The 18,243-nt window shown below is 58.2% G+C and carries 15 protein-coding genes and 1 pseudogene; 12 read left to right on the forward strand and 4 right to left on the reverse strand.

From position 1 onward, the window contains the following. Nucleotides 1–22 precede the first annotated feature (22 nt). The 6 genes from JZX89_RS16180 (at nt 23) to JZX89_RS16205 (ending at nt 7,562) form a co-directional block, all read left to right on the forward strand. Complete coding sequence (locus tag JZX89_RS16180; RefSeq protein WP_207134709.1) at nt 23–949, forward strand: polysaccharide deacetylase family protein; 927 nt, start codon at nt 23–25, stop codon at nt 947–949. Nucleotides 950–1,152: 203 nt separating this feature from the next. Beyond that, nucleotides 1,153–2,829: an ABC transporter substrate-binding protein gene (locus JZX89_RS16185; protein ID WP_207134710.1), complete on the forward strand. Its 1,677-nt coding sequence runs from the start codon at nt 1,153–1,155 to the stop codon at nt 2,827–2,829. Between the two features lie 148 nt (nt 2,830–2,977). Continuing rightward, the gene (locus JZX89_RS16190) at nt 2,978–4,138 is read left to right on the forward strand and encodes a caspase family protein (protein WP_207134711.1); all 1,161 of its coding nucleotides are present in this window, start codon (nt 2,978–2,980) and stop codon (nt 4,136–4,138) included. Further along, nucleotides 4,135–5,493, forward strand: a complete 1,359-nt coding sequence (locus JZX89_RS16195) for a hypothetical protein (RefSeq protein ID WP_207134712.1) — start codon at nt 4,135–4,137, stop codon at nt 5,491–5,493. Before JZX89_RS16190 ends, JZX89_RS16195 begins: the two co-directional genes overlap by 4 nt. Further along, nucleotides 5,493–6,575, forward strand: a complete 1,083-nt coding sequence (locus tag JZX89_RS16200) for a ComEC/Rec2 family competence protein (protein WP_207134713.1) — start codon at nt 5,493–5,495, stop codon at nt 6,573–6,575. The genes JZX89_RS16195 and JZX89_RS16200 overlap by 1 nt, the downstream gene beginning before the upstream one ends. Nucleotides 6,576–6,917: 342 nt before the next feature. After that, entirely contained in the window at nt 6,918–7,562 is a 645-nt protein-coding gene (locus tag JZX89_RS16205; protein ID WP_207134714.1) for a sce7726 family protein, read from the forward strand. On the opposite strand, the gene JZX89_RS16210 is transcribed toward JZX89_RS16205, so the two are convergent. After that, on the reverse strand, nt 7,537–8,700 hold the full coding sequence (locus JZX89_RS16210; RefSeq protein ID WP_207134715.1) for a beta family protein: 1,164 nt from the start codon (nt 8,698–8,700) through the stop codon (nt 7,537–7,539). The two genes, JZX89_RS16205 and JZX89_RS16210, sit on opposite strands and share 26 nt — an antisense overlap. Nucleotides 8,701–9,221: 521 nt before the next feature. Here JZX89_RS16210 and JZX89_RS16215 point away from each other — a divergent pair. The 5 genes and pseudogenes from JZX89_RS16215 (at nt 9,222) to JZX89_RS16235 (ending at nt 13,377) form a co-directional block, all read left to right on the forward strand. Further along, nucleotides 9,222–9,866, forward strand: a complete 645-nt coding sequence (locus JZX89_RS16215) for a hypothetical protein (RefSeq protein ID WP_207134716.1) — start codon at nt 9,222–9,224, stop codon at nt 9,864–9,866. A 54-nt stretch (nt 9,867–9,920) separates the two neighbouring features. Next, nucleotides 9,921–11,478 (forward strand): annotated as a pseudogene (gene istA / locus JZX89_RS16220) (IS21 family transposase). After that, nucleotides 11,420–12,154, forward strand: coding sequence for an IS21-like element helper ATPase IstB (istB, locus tag JZX89_RS16225; RefSeq protein ID WP_060528836.1), 735 nt, complete (start codon nt 11,420–11,422; stop codon nt 12,152–12,154). The pseudogene istA and the gene istB overlap by 59 nt, the downstream one beginning before the upstream one ends. Nucleotides 12,155–12,257: 103 nt before the next feature. Further along, nucleotides 12,258–12,689 (forward strand): hypothetical protein, encoded by a 432-nt coding sequence (locus JZX89_RS16230; RefSeq protein ID WP_207134718.1) that lies wholly within the window; start codon nt 12,258–12,260, stop codon nt 12,687–12,689. After that, nucleotides 12,667–13,377: a hypothetical protein gene (locus JZX89_RS16235; protein WP_207134719.1), complete on the forward strand. Its 711-nt coding sequence runs from the start codon at nt 12,667–12,669 to the stop codon at nt 13,375–13,377. The genes JZX89_RS16230 and JZX89_RS16235 overlap by 23 nt, the downstream gene beginning before the upstream one ends. A gap of 6 nt (nt 13,378–13,383) precedes the next feature. Here JZX89_RS16235 and JZX89_RS16240 read toward each other — a convergent pair whose 3' ends face one another. Genes JZX89_RS16240 through JZX89_RS16250 form a run of 3 tightly spaced genes read right to left on the reverse strand, consistent with a single transcriptional unit; the run spans nt 13,384 to nt 16,469 of the window. Further along, nucleotides 13,384–14,151, reverse strand: coding sequence for a metallophosphoesterase (locus JZX89_RS16240; protein WP_207134720.1), 768 nt, complete (start codon nt 14,149–14,151; stop codon nt 13,384–13,386). Further along, nucleotides 14,148–16,067: an AAA family ATPase gene (locus JZX89_RS16245; RefSeq protein WP_207134721.1), complete on the reverse strand. Its 1,920-nt coding sequence runs from the start codon at nt 16,065–16,067 to the stop codon at nt 14,148–14,150. The genes JZX89_RS16240 and JZX89_RS16245 overlap by 4 nt, the downstream gene beginning before the upstream one ends. A 39-nt stretch (nt 16,068–16,106) precedes the next feature. Beyond that, on the reverse strand, nt 16,107–16,469 hold the full coding sequence (locus tag JZX89_RS16250) for a hypothetical protein (protein ID WP_207134722.1): 363 nt from the start codon (nt 16,467–16,469) through the stop codon (nt 16,107–16,109). 480 nt (nt 16,470–16,949) lie between these two features. Here JZX89_RS16250 and JZX89_RS16255 point away from each other — a divergent pair, with 480 nt between their 5' ends. Continuing rightward, complete coding sequence (locus JZX89_RS16255) at nt 16,950–17,483, forward strand: PIN domain-containing protein (RefSeq protein ID WP_207134723.1); 534 nt, start codon at nt 16,950–16,952, stop codon at nt 17,481–17,483. Nucleotides 17,484–18,243: the final 760 nt, after the last annotated feature.

Below are 18,243 nucleotides of genomic sequence, written 5' to 3' on the forward strand. Positions count from 1 at the left end.
CCGAACCTATTTGGAGGAGAAAATGGGTCACATCAAACTGCCAGCAGGCAAACGCATCGCGGTCAATCTGGGCGTAGACTTCGACGCCCAATCGCTTTGGCTTGGCGGATTCAACCGCCCCTCACCTTCGTTCATGTCCCGCGGCGAATTCGGCGCGGAAGTCGGAACACCCCGGCTTTTGGCCTTGTTCCGGAAGCACGACATTCGGACGACGTTTTTCACCCCAGGCCACACAGTCGACACGTTCCCTGAAATCAATCGGAAAGTATTCGACGCCGGCCATGAGATCGCGCATCACGGCTACTATCATGAGAACCCCACGCTGATCGGTCGCGAAACCGAACGCCGTCTGATGGACCTTGCCTTTGCGACCTACAAGAAGCACTTCGGCATCCGTCCGAGCGGCTATCGTTCTCCTTATTGGGACTACAGCGAGAACACCCTCGACCTCATCGAGGAGTCTGGTTTCCTCTACGACAGCAGCCTGATGGCCCGTGATCTCGTGCCCTACCGCCCGCAACGGTGGCAGGTGAACTGGGAGAAGGGCAACGTCGCCGGCCCGGCCAGCAAAGTCCTGGAAATCCCCGTTAGCTGGTATCTCGATGACTTCCCGGCGCTCGCCTACACCGGAAATCAGGAAGGCATGTCCGACACCGACGCCGTCTTGCGCCGTTGGAAGGACATCTTCGACTATGCGTACAACAACCAGGAAAACGGCGTCTACGCGATGGCGTTGCATCCGCAGATCATCGGCCAGGCGCACCACATGATCATGTTCGAGCGCCTGATCGAGCACATCAAGGGGCACGAAGGCGTCTGGTTCGCGACCTGCGATGAAATCGCGCGGGCATGGGTGGACGATGAGGATGACCATCGTCGCATGTCCCTGCAGGACGTCCGCGGCGTGACACCGATGCCGGACGACTACGGATGGCCCGGCAAGAAATAAGACTTGGGACCGGAGGCCCGGACTTGCCGTCCGGGCCTTTCCCCTACCCCAGCATGTGCCTCCTAGCCTCGCACTTGACATTGGAGGGCGGACCCAATCTCCTTCTCGGTGAACCTGCTCTGCTTGAGGCAACAAGGAGCACCGACATAGGCGACACCGCAAAGCGCGATAGATGGACCTGCCTCATCGACGAAGGCGGTCAGTTGGAGGAATTGGAGGATCGCACGGGTGCCGAATATGTCGGCCGCCTCGACGACGTCGTGCGGTACGCGCGCGCATTCTTGTCCACTGACCGAGATCAGTTGGCTTTCCATCTTTCTGACCCGAGCGGTCAGTGGCTGCGCGTGTCGCTGTGGCGCAGTAGCGTGGGGCAAAAGCTCCGCGCCGCCGTGCAGGTCTGCGTGATCGATCCTCCGTTTGACCTGACCTGGCGCGAACTCGACATATTGACGCTCGTCGCCGCTGGGTTTGCGAATGAGACAATCGCCGCCCGACTTGAGATAAGCCTGCGCACGGTGGCGAAACACGTCGAGCATATGTTCAGAAAGACTGACATATGGACCCGGGCGGGCCTTGCCAGCCACGCCGTGGACAACGATCTCTTGCGGCTGCCGATCCCCGGCGGGCCCTCCGGGTATCCGTTGGCCATCGGCGGTGTGCATGCGATCGCCGATCACCTACGGCTGGCTACTCCCCCGGCCCGAACTCGATCGCGCGCTCTATCATTACGTCCGTTGATCATCGGTATGCCATTTGCGAGCGAGGGGCGTGGCGCGGCCGATTCAGCCGAGATGCTCAACGGCGCGGAACTCGCGATAGCCGAAGCCAACGAGCGAGGCGGCGTCATGGGGCGTCCTGTCGCCCTGCATGCTGTGTCGTACCGAAGCGGTGATGAGGAAAGTGCTCTTTCGGCTTATCGCGATCTGGTCGAAAACGAAGTGGACGCCATCACCGCTGGATATGCCTGCTACTCGCCTAAAGTCCATGACCTCGTCGGCGATGCTCGAATACCATACCTTCATGCGGCCACCATGCGTCGGGCGGTCGAGCGGGTCCGGGATAGCAGACTACGCCTTGGCAACATCTTCCAGACGTGCGCCAGCGACGTGAACTACGGTTTGGGTCTGGTACGGTTCATCAAGCAGATGCGAGCCGGCGTGGAGAGGAAGAACCTCTCAATCGTTCTTCCCTATTGGCCGGGACTGGATATCGGCCTTGATTTCGTCGACACGGCCCTGGGCCGTCATGGATGGCGCGTCGATGTGGTTGACGTGAAGGTCGACGAGCCCGGCTGTTGGGAGCGGACAGTCGCTGAGCTTCATCGAAACGATCCATCGGTCATCGTACTGGCATCATTTTTCGTCGAAGACGCCATCGGGTTCCAGCGGGCCTTTCTTGAGAACCCGCTCCGCGCGCTGATTTACGACATCTACAGCCCGTCCGTACCGCAATTCCTCGCCGAGCTTGGTAACCGCGCAGAGGGCGTGGTGTGGGCAACGACGAGCGGTGTCTATTCCGACGCGATAGGCGACAGGTTCCGCCAGCGCTACGAGAGCCATTTCCACAGATCGCCCGGTAGTTCCCAAGCTGGCCTCGCCTATGATCGTGTCGGACTTCTTCTTGGCGCGTGGTTGAGAACCGGTCATCCGCGAATTTTCAAGGAGGTTCTCCACGACTTGCGGACCACGATAAGCCGAGGCGTCAATGGTGCTTATTACCTCGGAAACGAGGGACAGGTCGGCCTCGCATTTCCCGACGATACCCGTGATCACTCCATCAGCCAGGCTCACCTTGTGTTCCAGGTCCAGAACGGACGCAACACAATCATCGCTCCGGATGTATATGCTCACGGCAGATTCCGATTGCCGCCCTGGTTCTAGCTTGAGGAATTAGACACCGCGACGCCGGCACTGGCCTCAGCCGCCTTGCAGAATCCACTCGATTGCAATTATTTTGCGTTGGCAACTGACGGTTCAGTCGCTCGGGGCGACATACACGAACCGTCTCGGAGGGGGCACTGTTGTTTTTATGAAGCTAGAAGCGGCCCGCGTTTATGACGACGGCGTCAAAGACGCGCCTCGGACCCATGTGCTTATAATTGGAGTGGGCCACTATTCTCATGGAGACGATGGCGAGCAGCCAACCGTGGTTGGCAGCGGGCTTGGACAACTGACGTCGCCACCAAAATCTGCGTTGGCTGTCGCTGAATGGTTCATAGAGGAGTTTCAAAACCCCGATCACCCGTTGGGCACGGTAACCATGCTCCTGTCAGACGAAAAACCACCAGTTCTCAATGGTCCCGAACTACCCGCCGCGACCTGGGCCAATGTGCGGTTGGCACTGTCCGATTGGCACGACGCGTTTCAAACGCACTCCGGCAATATGACCGTATTCTATTTTTGCGGCCACGGCGTTTCTCTCGGTCAGAAGGCGGCGCTTTTGCTGAGTGATTTCGGCAACGAAGACAACGCTTATGAACCCGCCATCGACATCGATGCGCTGCGCGGTACGATGCGGAACGCGCAACCCGGTAAGCAAGTTTTTCTTGTCGATTGCTGCCGGACAACGGCGGACGCGCTCTACCGGAACGAAACCAACATCGGCGGTCGGACCCTTTCGATTCAGCCCAATGTTAAGCAGCCCGGCGCACTCGTCAGACAGTTCCTTCTTTTCCCGTCGATCGACGGACAGCAGGCGTTTGGCCTTCCCAATGAGGTCAGTGTCTTCACTTCCTGTTTTCTTGACGCGGTCAGATTCGCTGGTTTCGACAACGAAACCGGGCAATGGGTAAGTACCACCGCGCTGATCTTGAACGCGATCGACAGGCTGGTGACATGCAGGCTCCCGGCAGACATGCTCAGCCGGACAGTGCCGACGGCCATGAATTCGGTAAGCTTCGAGTTCAACCACATTGATGAGCCTCAGACCGCGCGATCGGTTGTGACAATCGATCCCGCGGTGCCTTGGCCCACCGGCGTGTTTACTGCCTCCTGCATCAACAACGCGGACCTGGCTCAGCAACAACTGCCATCGTCGCGCGATGATCCCTACAGATGCTGCGTATTCGAGGTCGAATATGGCAAGTGGGAATTCTCTGGCGTGCCTGCGACGACACCGCCGAGAATCCAGCCGGCTCAGAGAACGGTCACACGACCCGTCGCGTACGTGAAACTCGAGGTGACGCCATGATCGAACTTGAGATCGCGGTCACCGTGAGTGACGCTCAAGATGCGCTTCAGCGGGGCGCAATCGTAACGGTTGCACAGCTCGCTGATTTGGATGGGGAAAGGGTCGCATCGCGTCAGCAACGAACCCAAGCAGTTGACATTGTCAGCGGTGAGCCAGAGTACCGCGTCTTTTCGTTCGAAAACCGTGGGATATATGAGATCACGATCCGTTCACCCTCTGGGACGGATGCTCATGAACTCACAGTGCAGCAATCGCTGAAATTGTCGTTTGAAGTGCCATCTCGACGCAGCGCCACGGAATTCGCGGCCGGGATGGATTGGTCACGCCTTATCGAGCCCTCGAGCGTGCTCGTTCCTCGGCCGCAGTTCGAGGGCCCTCCACATTATGCAGCCCAAGCCCTTGAGGATGCTATCGGGGGCGCTCGCGTGATGAATTATCTTAATGTTTTGGCGACAAGCGAGATGGTTGCTCCTGGCTACGGCAGTTTCGCGGATACGAAACTTCTCGTGCCACGCCTCGACGTCAAGGCGGACGGTATAGTGCAACGTTTCGAAACTCCCCGCTACTCGCACTCAACGGTCATCGCGTCTCCCACTTTCCACGAGCTGAATGAACTCTACTTTGAGCTTCGAGGCCTGCCCACCAACGGCGATCCGCCCATCCGGTGGATCAATTCTTTCGGTATTTCTGGACGCGATCTAGTCTCCATACCTTGGACTTGGTTTCCCTTCCCCGATGATCCTGAACGTGCCGTGGAGCTCAAGCTTTCGAAGAAGGATGCCAGATCGGGACCGATGACGGCGTTGATAGTGCGGGACACCAAATGGGGCGCGTTGCTGGATTTCGTGACGCAGGGTCGTATGCAGGACGCCGCATTGGTCGCTGACAGCCTACTCGAAGGGCATGGCTCCCCGCGCGGCGGACGTAGTCTTCCGGAATACGCTTTGGAAGGTAAACTTCAGGAGCCTTTGGTGGCTGCGCTTGGTGGAATCATACTGGTTTCCAATATAGCCAACCTTCAACGAAAACGGTGGGATGAGTGGCTTGAGAACCTCGCGAACTGGTTTCCCAATATGCCGGACGCCGCGGCGATCTTTGGCTATCGCTGCCTACAGATGGGTGAGATCGAAAAAGCCCATGTTTGGCTGACCCGCTCGGTCAGTCAGGGACTTCCCTTCTTCTCCGCAACCTTCCGACTTCTCACGCTAGGTTTCGCGCAGCTCGAAGATCGGCGTTCACTTGACCTCATATCTGCCGCAGCGGCCGCGGTGGACGTCACCCAGCCGTTTACCGTCATTCACGTGCCTTGGGGAACCACCACCCGAGACCCTGCAACCACCGAAGGTCATGGCTGATGTTGAAGCTTACTATGTATCCAGCCACAGACGGCGATTGCCTCGTTGTGAGTTGGGGTGACGATCTCAAGGTCTGGAACGCCATCGTCGATCTCGGCCGCGGTGCCACGTGGAAGGCGGTTCAGCCGACCTTCGCTGCCTTGAAGAATATCGAACTCTTCACGATCAGCCACGTCGACGCTGATCACATCGCGGGTGCGGTGCCCCTGGTTCGGGAGACGGTTCCTCCCTTCAAACCCCGCCGAGTTTGGTTCAATTCATTGCAGCAACTGGAACGGGCGGCCAACCGGAACAAGTTCGAGGCTTTCAGCCCCGCGGATGGCGAAAAGCTCTCTCAAGGAATCTCGAAGTTCCACTGGCCGCGAAACGCAGAGTTCGAAAGTCGGGTCGTCTCGACCGATAGCCCTGAAGCCGGCGGCTGGATGGATATGGGTGGGGGCTTAAAGCTTCTGCTCCTGTCCCCCGATGACAAGAGCCTGGCAAAAATGCTTCCGGTTTGGGAGACAGCTCTCAAGGAAGCCGGAATCAGTCCCTTCGAGCCGGATATGGACGACGACGAGGGCAGCGCCGGCAAATTTGAGGCCTTTGGCGGTGTTCCGGATGTCGATACGCTGGCCGCCGTTCCGTTCGAAACGGATGACAAAGCGGCCAATATGACGTCGATCGGTTTTGTCGCCGAGTACGGCGGCAAGCGTATCATGTTGGCGGGTGATGCCAATTCCGAAGTCGTGGAGACTCGCCTACGCCCCTTCGCAGACGCGGAGGGCGGTCGGTTCAAGGTTGACCTGCTCAAGGTCTCGCACCATGGATCGAGAAAGAACACATCTCCGAAGCTCTTCCAAATGATCGACTGTAAAGCGTTCGCCTTCTCGACAGACGGCTCTCGCAGTCATGGCCATCCGCATCCGGAGACCATTGCCCGTATTCTCAGCAATGACCCGAAAAGGCAGAAAACCCTGTACTTCAACTACCAGGGACCGCATGCCAAGGTGTGGAAAAACGCTCTGCTTGAAGCGCAGTGGAAGTATCGACCAGTGTTTCCCAGTGATACCAATCCAGGCACTCTTGAAATAGCCGTCTAGGAATTTCGCGTACGCATCCGAAGGTCAAAACCGATCTTCCGTCTGCTTCATCGTGAAGCTGGCAGGGGTGACGACGCTGTGCCATCACCGCGATCTGGCAATTTGCGGCGGTTTGAGACCGTTTAAACGGCCGGTCTCGCCGCGTCGTCTTGCCGGGACGTGCACGCCGGTAGTTTCAGCGAGCGACCGAATTCGCCGCCGCTGCAAGCTTCGGTTAACCGTGGAGTGGCAATCTTTCCGCGCTCATCCTCATTGCCAAGGGTCGGACGCTTCTCCTAAAGAGCTGCCGGAGTTGACCTAAGCGACGGGGCGGCTCACCCTTCAACCATGAGCAGCGCGCACATGAAAAACAATCGAGGCCTCGTCACGAACGACGGCATGATCCGCGAAGCGGTGCGTGCGCGGCTCGCGCGTGCGCACGCTGGCGAAGACGCCGTCATCGTGGATGAGCTCAAGGTGGCGCGCGGTAGCTCCAGGATGGACGTCGCGGTAATCAACGGCCGTATCGAGGGTTACGAGATCAAAAGCGACAAGGACACCCTCGACCGCCTGCCGAAACAAGCTGAAATGTTCGGTCAGGTCGCTGATCGGATGACGCTCGTCGTTGGTGAAAGGCACCTTGCCCAGGCGAGCGCTATCGTCCCGGATTGGTGGGGCATCATGACGCCGGAACCTTCAGCGACTGGCGCGCTCCGCCTTCGGGAAGTCCGAAAGGGCCGCACCAACAAATGCCGGGACAACACTGCTATGGTCCAATCGCTGGAACGGGATGAGATTGTCGCACTGCTCTCCCTTCACGGTATCGCCAAAGGCATGCGAACCGCGGGGTACGCCACATTGGTCCGCCATGCCGTGGCGTCGCTCACTCGCGATCAGATCGCCGACCATTTAAAGCACATGCTCAAAGTGCGGGCGAAGCTGGGCGCACGCTTCTGCGACCGAGCGTTCGGTAGAAACGCGATCATCTGTTCAATGCCATCTGAGTGACGTGCTGATTGGCCCGAACCGTCAGCCAGGAAGTCGGTGTCGTGAATCTCTTGCCATCTATCGCAAGAGATCGCTCGGACGAAACACGCTCGATGATCGTAGCTCCCCAGCAGTTCTCGCGCTTCCTCCAATACTCGCCTTTCACGATGTCGACAGCGGCGTCTATGTATTTGGTCTCATCGCTGTTGTTCTCGTAAAGTGAGATGTGCCAGTGGTCCGGAGACACCAAATCCACATGCGGGAACCAGCCGTTTGCCGTAATTCCGCTGCCCCGGCGAGGCGGTATGGACATGTAGTCCCCGTAGTGGGTCGCGAACGTGGTGGAGAGCTCACGATGGAACCTGGTGTCTTCAATTTCCAGGTTCCTCGCAACGTCTTTGAGTGGCGGCTTAGGAAAGCTGTTCGATAACAAAATCGTCTGGAGTGTGTCGGCCGCATCGCCCAGCCCTTCATAAAGCTGCGAGTAAAACGTCTTTGCCGCTTCCAGGGTCGGACTTATTCGCCCTCTAACGTCTTCGAAGTCCACCACCACGGCAATAGAGTTTGCGTTGTCGCGCACCGCAGCGATGCTTTCCAGGAACATTCGCGTCTGATTGGGATCGCGAGCCTTGATGCGAAAGGCACCCCGCATGCCCTTTCGCCGGACGATGTCGATCTGGGGTTCGATCTGACCCGGCGCGATTTGAATTACAGGGATGAGGGTCGGGAACTCCGAAATCATCTCGATCCAACGTGAGGCTCCCCCTCGAGGATCGATGAGGTCACTGACGTGTTGGTTGAAAACCTCGGTGCGGTGGCGGTTCTCTGCGTCGTTGCCAAGTTGCTTAATGCTTCGGGGGCGCGCTGGCGGTTCGCCCTTGGCCATCCGAGCCTCGGCATTTCGCTTTCGGCGCTCTGCGGCCTCTTCGGCGGAAGTAGTGGGCCGTGGTTCTGGGTCGAAGTCAACGATAGCCGACCTGCCACCCAGATCGCTCAATAGGACGCTTGCAGTTTCCGCTAGCGTCTCGCTCTTCTTGTATCTCGTCAACGTGACGATCGGGACCATGGCGTCCTTTACGTCGTCGGGGCATTTTGCATAGGCCAGCTGCTCGTGAACGCGGGTGCTCATCGCTGGGAAATATGGACTGCCGTCGAACATAGACATCGATTTCCTGTAGACGCGAATCAATCTCCGACTGCAACCTTACCACGAAATGCGGTGAAACCCGTAAGATTAAGGAGGTGGGACGAGCCATTCCGAAATACGCGCCCGGCAAGAAACGGTCGACGTGACCGTCTGGACGACAAGGGCGGTAAGTTCATTGTGATTGACGCCGAAGATTCGGCTTCTGAAAATCCACCGTTGAAGAACTACTGATCCCTCTCCAGGCCGCTTAGGACGACGTAGGAGCGATCCTTGGTCGGGACGAGCTCGTGGGAGCCTCGTTGCGGGAGGGTGACTTGTCCAGTTCGTGCCCGAACATAATCCCCCCTTCCCGTGGTGTGCATCCGTGCGGCGGGCAAGGCCCATCTGTTTGCGGACTTGCTCGTCAAGAGGACTTGGGCCCCTCCGTCCCGGTTTCCCGGGCGTGAGCGGTCGAAACACAAGTTGTGTGCAGGCTAACCGAACGTTTCCTTTTGACCTTCTATGAAAACGGCATCTCGGTCCACGGAGCTTAAATGACGACGCCGCTAGACGATCCTGACGTCCCCATTTCCCATAAAGACTATCTTCGTCAGAAAACCGACGGCGGTGCCGACGGTCGGAGCGGGACCGAGTACGAAGTTTTCGTTGCCGCATTCGAACTGATTAAGTTGGCGAAAAGGGTCTTGCTTGGGAAGCTCGATGCGACAGCCGTTCACATTACGTGGCAAGCAGCGGGAATGTATATCGACGACGTCGTCATCAGGAAGGGCAATCTCTTTCGACACTTCGAGATGAAGACTGGCAAAGAAATCTGGGGCAAAGCTCCAAAGACGATCCGCTGGAACTTCCACAATCAAAAATTGTTCAATGAGAGGCATAGCCGCCCCTCCTCTTATCGCCTCGTTCTCGCGAACCCGGACGTCTTCCACACGCTGAATGGCTCCCGCGCTGAGTGGATTGACGTCATCTTTTTCCCCAACACGTCTAAGCCGACTGAGATTAACCTTCAGGTCCCCGGGTTCATTCAATCGGTTACAGACCTATTGCCTTTCGAAAAACAAGGCCCCCTCCTGGAGAAGCTCGCAGGAAAGAGACGCATTTACCTCGAGTTCGACCACAATTGTGTTCCGGCGTGCAAATTTGACCCCCTTGGCGGGGTAATCGGCGTCCAATTTTGACCCCCCTCAGATTTCATCTGACCATCCGGCTTTTTGCGGCGGATGGAGCGGGAGTTGAAGCGAGTGGATACGATTGCGCGTGTTCGACGGGCCTTCCATGTGCAGGGCTGGTCGATGAAGAAGATCGTCCGGGAACTCCACGTGTCGCGCAACACGGTTCGCAAGATACTGCGCTCCGACGAGACCGATTTTACCTATGAACGCGCACGGCAACCGCTGCCAAGGATCGGAGCCTGGAAGGCCGAGATCGAGCGGTTTCTGACAGCCAATGAGGGAAAGCCGTCGCGTGAACGGCTGACGTTGATCCGGATTTACGAGGAGGTTCGGGCACTCGGCTACGATGGCAGTTATGACGCGATCCGGCGATATGCCAAGACCTGGGCGAAGAACCGGGGAGCCGTGACGGCGGAAGCCTATGTACCGCTCTACTACGCGCCTGGTGAGGCTTACCAGTTCGACTGGAGCCACGAAATCATTCTGATCAACGGCGTGACGACGACCGTGAAGGTGGCGCATGTCCGGCTCTGCCACAGCCGGATGATGTTCGTCCGGGCCTACATGCGCGAGAGTCAGGAGATGGTGTTCGACGCACACGACAAGGCGTTCGCTTTCTTCCATGGCACCTGCACGCGCGGCATCTACGACAACATGAAGACAGCGGTCGAAGCGGTGTTCGTTGGAAAGGAGCGGCAATACAATCGCCGCTTCCTGCAGATGTGCAGCCATTATCTGGTCCACCCGGTCGCCTGCACGCCCGCATCCGGATGGGAGAAGGGACAGGTCGAGAACCAGGTTGGTCTCGTGCGCGAACGCTTCTTCACCCCACGCCTGCGGGTCAAAAGCCTGGAAGAGCTGAACGTCTGGCTGCTCGATAAGTGCATCGCCTACGCCAAGGCACACCGCCATCCCGAGCAGACCGAGCGGATGATCTGGCAGATGTTCGAGGCGGAGCGCGGCAGCCTGGTGCAGTATGTCGGCCCGTTCGACGGTTTCCACTGCGTTCCGGCCTCGGTGTCGAAGACCTGCACCGTCCGCTTCGACAACAACAAATACTCCGTCCTCTCGACTGCGGTCGGCCGCCCTGTCGAGGTTCATGCCTATGCCGAGAAGATCGTGATCCGGCAGGATGGCGTGAACGTCGGTGAGCATACTCGTTGCTTTGGCCGTGGCGAGACGGTCTACGATCCCTGGCATTATGTCCCTGTTCTGGCCCGAAAACCCGGTGCTTTGCGCAACGGAGCGCCGTTCCGGGAATGGGTCTTGCCCGCAGCCATGGAGAAAGTGCGCCGGCGGCTGAAGAGCGTCCATGACGGTGATCGGCAAATGGTCACCATCCTCGGCTGTGTTCCCACCGACGGTCTGGCGGCCGTCGATGCTGCCTGTCAGGAGGCTTTGGAGCACGGCGTCTGCTCGGCCTCGGTAATCCTCAACATTCTGGCCCGGAGCCGTGATCCGGCTCCGACCGCAACCCTGCAAACCCCGGATGCGCTACGACTGACCCATGAGCCGGTCGCCGACTGCGCCCGCTATGACAGCCTCAGGAGGGCAAGCTGATGGAACGCACACAGGTTCTCGAACTGATGAGCACGCTGAAGCTCTATGGAATGCGTAGCGCTTACGACGAGGTCATGGGCAACGGCATCAAGCGGCAGCACGAACCGCCCCGCATCGTCGGCGAACTCTTGCAGTCGGAGATCGCCGAGAAGCAGGCACGCTCCATTCGCTACCAGCTCAGCATCGCCAAGCTGCCGCTCGCCAAGGACATCGACGACTTCGACTTCGCCGATACGCCCGTCAATGAATCCCTGGTGCGGGAGCTGGCCACCGGCACCTTCGTCGCCGATCAGCGCAACGTCGTCCTCGTCGGCGGCACGGGAACCGGAAAGAGCCATCTGGCCATCGCGATTGCCCGTGCACTGATCCGCAATGGGACACGCGGGCGCTTCTTCAATGTCGTCGATCTGGTCAATCGGTTGGAAACGGAAACCCGCAGCGGCAAGCAGGGGCGGACGGCCGACAATCTCAACCGTCTCGACTTCATCATCCTCGACGAACTCGGCTATCTGCCATTTGCCCAGGCCGGTGGCCAACTGCTGTTCCATCTGATCAGCAGGCTCTACGAGCGCACCTCGGTCATCGTCACCACGAACCTGGCCTTTGGAGAATGGCCGACAGTGTTCGGCGACGCCAAAATGACGACGGCGCTCCTCGACCGCCTGACCCACCACTGCGAGATCGTCGAAACCGGGAACGAGTCCTGGCGCTTCAAAAACCGCTCTCAAAGCTAAAGTCGAAGACACCCATCACCCGCACTTGGCCTACCCTCTGCAACCCCGGCCAGCGCCGGGCAGGCCAAGCGCTGATCTACACCACCAGGGGGGTCAAAATTGGATGCCGATAAGGGGTGAATTTTGGACGCTGATTGACAACCACAATGATGTTGCGACGGCATACGAAGGATTCCAGCGGGCTTTTCAGGACCTCGCGTCAGGCTGTGAGGAGACGGTCGACAGAGTCTTAGCTGACGTTGCGCGGCTCACCCACGGTTTAGTGCGATACCAGCAGCAGGGTTTCAACGAAGGAGTGCAAGAGAAACTTGACCAGATCGACGGCATTAAGTTTGTCGCTTTCAACGGAGTAATATTTTTTACGAGTGTGGAAAATATTTCTGGCCGGGCTCCGATCGAACTGGGCGGTCTTTCCGGCGAAGTTTTCCAGGATTTGGTGATGGATAACCACTTCACGAATGCCCAACAGCTTCGGGCATACATGGAAGAGCGGGCTGAGGAGGAGGACGGGGATGGCTGTGGCGACGATGACTGATTCCGAAGTTGACGATATGATCGCTCTCCTGCTCGATCAGAGATCGCCTGGCTCCGAAGCGTTCGAGCACAACATGAAAATCGCCGGGGCTTCCCTTGCGGTGAAATTCGCTGAGCAGGCCGACACAACCGACAAGTCGTTCGCTATCGTCACCTCTGCTCAAGACCGCGAGTTTTTCGCACTGGGATTCGCAGAAGCGTTGGCAAAGAATGGAGCCAGGGTGACCATTTCCACGCTCTGGAACAAGTTCTTGCCGCCGAAAGGCTTCGTAAGAAGCACGACGATTTTGCTTGCGCAGCATCACGACCCGCATCCGGAACGCGTCGACTGTGTCGCATACGTCTGCTCGTCGTTGGCCGAAGACGCCACCGTCGCCGACGCGTTAAGCCGGGTGTCAGGCGTCATCGAGGCCGACGATTTCCTGGTCTTCTCTTTGACCGGCTCGGAAACAGAGAGGGGCAACCTCGACGATCACCTGGACTACCGTGATTGCCCTCGTCCGGCCATTCATCTCCTCGAGGGAGATCGCTCCTTCGATCTTGCGTCGAGGGGCGCTAGCATTCGGAAAGGTCTGCGAGACCATCTCAAGAGAGCCTACGGTTGGAAAGGACTCGCCTACATTCCTCAGTCCTTAGGTGGACCAAAGCCAGATTACGTCTCGGAATATGTACCCGGCCTGCAATTCTAGCCGCTCCTAGATTTCGACGATGAACGCTGGGTCGAAGTTCGTCCTCTCGCCCGGATATCCCCTTGGGTTCGAGACGACCCGGCAGCTGCCGATCGAATAGTCGTTCCGATGATGGACGTGGCCGTGAACCCACAGCGCCGGTGGCGTTTCGAAGATCAGGTTTTCGAGATCAGATGCGTAGCACGGCGCAAGTGGATCGCTCCGAAACTCGTTCGAAATGGAGCGCGCCGACGGAGCATGATGCGAAACGACCACGGTCTTTTTTGTCCGTGCCTTCTCCAGTTCCGAGGCAACGAACGCTCGCGTCTCCATATGTTTGCGGTAGGCGTGGATGGGTTTGAATTTTTGGAATGGCACCTTCGCGAACTTGATCTTTCGAAAGTCGTTCATGCCGGATTGGGCGGCCGTCATTGCAAATTGAGGGTCGCTGCTGAGAAGACGGAAGTCGGTCCATAAGGTGCCGCCGATGAACCGAACGCCTGAGATTTCGACCGCGTCATTTTCGAGAAAGTGCAAATTGGGATGGCGGCTGGCGGCTTCGCGCGCATTCCGGAGACCTTCCTGAATCGAGCCTCCGTAGAACTCGTGATTTCCGGCGACACAAACGACCGGACGCGAAGGGGCGATGTTATGCGCCAGCCATTCGATGCTCGCGACAACCCCGCGTGTCAGCAAATCGCCGGCACAGACCAGGACATCCGCGTCTGCGGGAGCAGGCTTGCCAAAGGGAACGCCAAACTCAAGGTGTAGGTCGGAGATGGTCCAAATCTTCATGCTTGGGACCTCCGTCTTCGAAGCCGGCTGGTTTTCACGCCTGGCGTCTGCGCGAAGACCTCGCGGACCTCTTCCACGCCAAGTTCGAGGGTTTCGGATAAGCGACTGGCCAGGAGTTCCAACGCGCTTTTGCTGGCCAGGAGAATGGCTGCGGCACGTTGGTATTCGGTATCGAGCCGTTGGCGAACCGCTTCCCTGAGCATTGGGTCAGCCAAGCGCAGGCTTTCGAGCGGGCGGCTTCCCGTTCCCATGTCCGTCAGCAGCCCGTCTCCGAAACCGAAGCTCCGTTCGATCATGGTCGCGAAGTCGGTCGCGATCGCCAGGTCGGCCGAGGCGTCGCCTCCGGAGCCGGCCGAATGATCTCCGAATACAGCGCGTTCTGCCGCCATGCCGGCTAGAAAGATCGCGATGACATCTTGGAAATGTTTAGCGGTAGGCATGAACGGGAACGGTTCTTCGAATTGCGTCGTGCCAATCTGGCTCCAGCTTTTCGTCGCAGGCCTCCTCCCAGTGATCGTGACCTTCACGAGACTGTCGGGCCTGAGGGAATACCCTACGATAGCATGGCCCATCTCATGTACGGCCAGACGAAAGCGTTCATCTTGGGTGAGATGTACCACGGGCGGCATAACGGCGAGGATGTCGCCTTCCGTCACCTCTGGCCGTTCGGCCTGGCGCGCCAGACGGCGAGCATCTCGGGCAAGCTTTTCGATTTCTGCTCCGGACCACCCCTCCGTCGCGCTTCGGAACTGTTCAACGTTGCCCGTGTATTCGTGACGAAGATGAAACTCCAAGATCGCTTTCCGCGCGTCCGCGTCCGGCAGCGCAATGTCGATAACCCGTTCCAGCCGCCCCGGCCGGAGGAAGGCGGGGTCGATTGCTTTGGCATTGTTTGTCGTGGCGATCACAACAACGCCTTCGCGCCCGTCGCTGGGATCGAGGCACTCCAGGAGGCCATTTACCACCTGGACCTTGTAGTCATAGTTTTGGCCGTCTGTGGCGAACCCGCGATGGCCGAAACTGTCGAATTCATCAAGAAGCAGGATGCATGGCTGGGCACCGCGTGCTGTTGCGAACGATTTACGCATGGCCTTGAGCATGTCGCCGAGATGACCTCTCGCCTGCCAAGATGCGGCAGATTCCGCAATAAGCGCAATCCCACAGGTGTTCGCCAGAGCCCGGGCATAAGTCGTTTTCCCCGACCCCGGTGGCCCGTTCAAGAGGATACCGCGATCAACGTCCCTCCACTCGATCTCGCCCCGCATCCACCGTTTGATATCCTCGGCCAGTTGAAGGCCCCAGCTCTTTGCTTGCCCGTATCCATACATGCGTTCGAGCAGAACCGCGCCCGGTGCGAGGACCTTGGGAGCCGGCTCGACATCTCTTTCGGGGAGTGCTTGCAAGTGCCGAACGAGGCGACGGACGGGTCGTCCTGGACGGATCGCAAGGCGCACGTCCCGCAAGGGCTTCGTAGCCAGATATGCGGCATCTTCCTCGGCCATCGGTACTCCGAGCCGTTTTGCGGCCGCCGCGAAGTGAACTCCACGCGGAGAGGCAATGGACGTCCGGTAGTCAATCATGACAGCCAGGTCCGAAGAGATTTCGTCCTCGTCCGTGTAGAAGATGACAACACGGCCGACATCCCGAAATTTGGAAATCAGATTCCAGCCCGTCTGACTGACCTCCGTCGCCTCATTGACGATCACTCCATCGTCGATTTCGATAATGTGGTCCCGCTTCAGCAACTGGCGCGTGGCCGCTTCATACAGTTCAACGTCGATCCTGTCCGGAATCTTGATTGCCACCATAAAATTCGAAGCAGTCAGGAATGGTCGGATGCTAGCTCTGATGAGCATGGTGGCAACGAGTGTCGCCAGGTTCTGCGCAGGTTTGGTGCGCGTCGCGTGGTAAGTCATGATGAGCCTCTGCGATGGGATGGACGACTAGGGGCGGCATCAAGCTCGTATTCGACGCACCATCGTTTCCGGCCCGATAAGGGACTCGTCAAGGTCGACCTCGACCAACCCCTGAAGAATGAGAGAGGCGAGTGCCGCAACCGGCTGGGTTTCCCGCAGGACCTGCAGGCAATCGGCAAAGGACAATGATCCGTTCTCGTCGAGAATGGCGAGGAGTCTCACGCGATCCCCCAACGGGACATTATGGCCGGCATACCGGAGAAGGTCGCTGGCGTTCCTTAAACGAAAACCATCGTAGATTTCGGATCGATCGACGATCCGATAGCGACCGGACTGCTGGGCTGCTGCTGCAGCGACAACCTCGGCGTCAGCCGGAAGCTTGCGATCGAATGCATCAAGCATCCACCAACCGCCATCCGCGTCCTGCATGCGGAGATCGGGGGCGTAATCCCTGCCGCCGACCGCGAAGGGCGGAGGATTGCAGGACCAAGAGAGGACACTGCGGTTAAGGTCCAAAATAGTCGAAAGGTCGCGGACGACCTTGGATCGGAACGTAGGACGTGCCGGTCCTTTCACTGTTGGCCGAAAATTTGTGTGCTGAGGTGTAGCTTCAACGATACCGCGAAGCTTCTGCTGAATGTGATCTGAGGATGCCATAGATGACCTCGATACAAATCGTATGGGAACTTCCGCTGGCGCGGCAGTTGCTCAACCTATTCGTATCGGAAACATCAAGTCCTGGGTCATGCGGGGAACGTTTAGAGAACATTCTCGGAGAAGTCAATTCCTCCGGACAAGTTTGGTTAATCGCCAAGGCGATTTACACGGTATTAACCACAAGCGGCGACCGTGAGTCGGAAAATTCAGCGGACGTTGGGAAGCATGGCTACCGATATTTTCCTGCTCGACACCAATATACTTAGTGAGTCCAGTAAACCCCGCCCTCACCCCAGGATTTCGGCCTGGCTCCGGCAGCAGCATCGCGTCGCCATCCCGTTTGCGGTCCTCCTCGAGGTGGAAACCGGGATCGCAGACAAACACCGCTCCGACCCCGATAAAGCCGAAGAACTCTGGCGATGGATGGACGGGTTACTTGAAACCGACTTCGAGTACCCGGTGGCAACGCCTGAAGTAGCTCGCGTTTTGGGCAAGCTGCTTTGTTGCAAGCCGTTGACACACTTGTGGCTAGTGAACGAGAACGCAGACAGGAAAAAACCGGGTCAGGACCTCTTCATCGCTGCGACGTCAATCGTCTACGACATGCCGATCGCCACGATGAACGTCAGGGATTTCGAAACGATCAATCGCTTCTTTCCTCTTCCCGGCGTCTACAATCCGGCGAATGGAATGTGGGCGCTGCCGCGATACGACGCCGATGCGTTGGGGAGCGACGCTGTGCCCGTCATGGTCGCCTGATCAGGCAAATAGAGTTGGGCAACTTATCTCGACTATCGTGCGAGACGACGCGAGTGATGACGGTTGTTCACAATTCAAGTGCAGCGATTGAGCGATTTAGGGCCGCGGGGCGGACCGTCGAAGTCGGCGCTACTCGTTATCGGGACCTCCGCGCGCGAGAAAGTCTCCTGCGTGTTCTTTTCCTGAAGCGCCGACGAAGCGTATTTCGAACGAACCGTCAACGTCGCGGATCGTCTGCGGATGGCCGGCCTTAGCGTTGTCGAGAACCTCACGGATTCGCCGCTCGCCTTCGACCCTGCTCCATTCGTGCATCCCACGTTTCAAAATCGAGTCCCTCATTTATGCTCGCGATTGTAATGCGTCCGAGAGAACGTGAAAAGAAGACTTCGCGGCAATTCTGTCAGGTAAAACCCGCAGGAAATCGCGTGCTCTGCACCGGGATGCCGGAACACGCTTTCAAAAGCAAGTTGTATCGGCATATTGCGGGAGCGAGTGTGGCGTGGCTGTTTGGCCCGGGCCTCAATCGTCTTGGCGAGGCTTGCGGACAGTCGGCTTTGGGGAGCGTTCGCGACTGTTTCGTGCAACCAATTTGGGGTGGTTTCGACCCGGGGCTACCAAAATACGCTTCCCGAGCGGTTTGAAGTCCGTACCCAGCCCGGACCCGAACGAATCAACACCCAATTTTCCTGGCTGCTTGACGCCCTGATCCTCGGACATGCCGGCAACTCCACCCTTTCGACATTCACCACCTTACTCAGGG

The sequence above is a fragment of the Agrobacterium burrii genome, assembly GCF_017313405.1.
GTDB lineage: Bacteria > Pseudomonadota > Alphaproteobacteria > Rhizobiales > Rhizobiaceae > Agrobacterium > Agrobacterium burrii.

Bases quoted from the DNA above. Each gene is read 5' to 3' on its own strand.
- JZX89_RS16180 (WP_207134709.1), top strand. From the start codon at position 23: ATGGGTCACATCAAACTGCCAGCAGGCAAACGCATCGCGGTCAATCTG.
- JZX89_RS16250 (WP_207134722.1), bottom strand. From the start codon at position 16,469: ATGCTTGATGCATTCGATCGCAAGCTTCCGGCTGACGCCGAGGTTGTC.
- JZX89_RS16230 (WP_207134718.1), top strand. From the start codon at position 12,258: ATGCCGATAAGGGGTGAATTTTGGACGCTGATTGACAACCACAATGAT.
- istB (WP_060528836.1), top strand. From the start codon at position 11,420: ATGGAACGCACACAGGTTCTCGAACTGATGAGCACGCTGAAGCTCTAT.
- JZX89_RS16215 (WP_207134716.1), top strand. From the start codon at position 9,222: ATGACGACGCCGCTAGACGATCCTGACGTCCCCATTTCCCATAAAGAC.
- JZX89_RS16235 (WP_207134719.1), top strand. From the start codon at position 12,667: ATGGCTGTGGCGACGATGACTGATTCCGAAGTTGACGATATGATCGCT.
- JZX89_RS16205 (WP_207134714.1), top strand. From the start codon at position 6,918: ATGAAAAACAATCGAGGCCTCGTCACGAACGACGGCATGATCCGCGAA.
- JZX89_RS16240 (WP_207134720.1), bottom strand. From the start codon at position 14,151: ATGAAGATTTGGACCATCTCCGACCTACACCTTGAGTTTGGCGTTCCC.
- JZX89_RS16200 (WP_207134713.1), top strand. From the start codon at position 5,493: ATGTTGAAGCTTACTATGTATCCAGCCACAGACGGCGATTGCCTCGTT.
- JZX89_RS16190 (WP_207134711.1), top strand. From the start codon at position 2,978: ATGAAGCTAGAAGCGGCCCGCGTTTATGACGACGGCGTCAAAGACGCG.
- JZX89_RS16210 (WP_207134715.1), bottom strand. From the start codon at position 8,700: ATGTTCGACGGCAGTCCATATTTCCCAGCGATGAGCACCCGCGTTCAC.
- JZX89_RS16195 (WP_207134712.1), top strand. From the start codon at position 4,135: ATGATCGAACTTGAGATCGCGGTCACCGTGAGTGACGCTCAAGATGCG.
- JZX89_RS16255 (WP_207134723.1), top strand. From the start codon at position 16,950: ATGGCTACCGATATTTTCCTGCTCGACACCAATATACTTAGTGAGTCC.
- JZX89_RS16245 (WP_207134721.1), bottom strand. From the start codon at position 16,067: ATGACTTACCACGCGACGCGCACCAAACCTGCGCAGAACCTGGCGACA.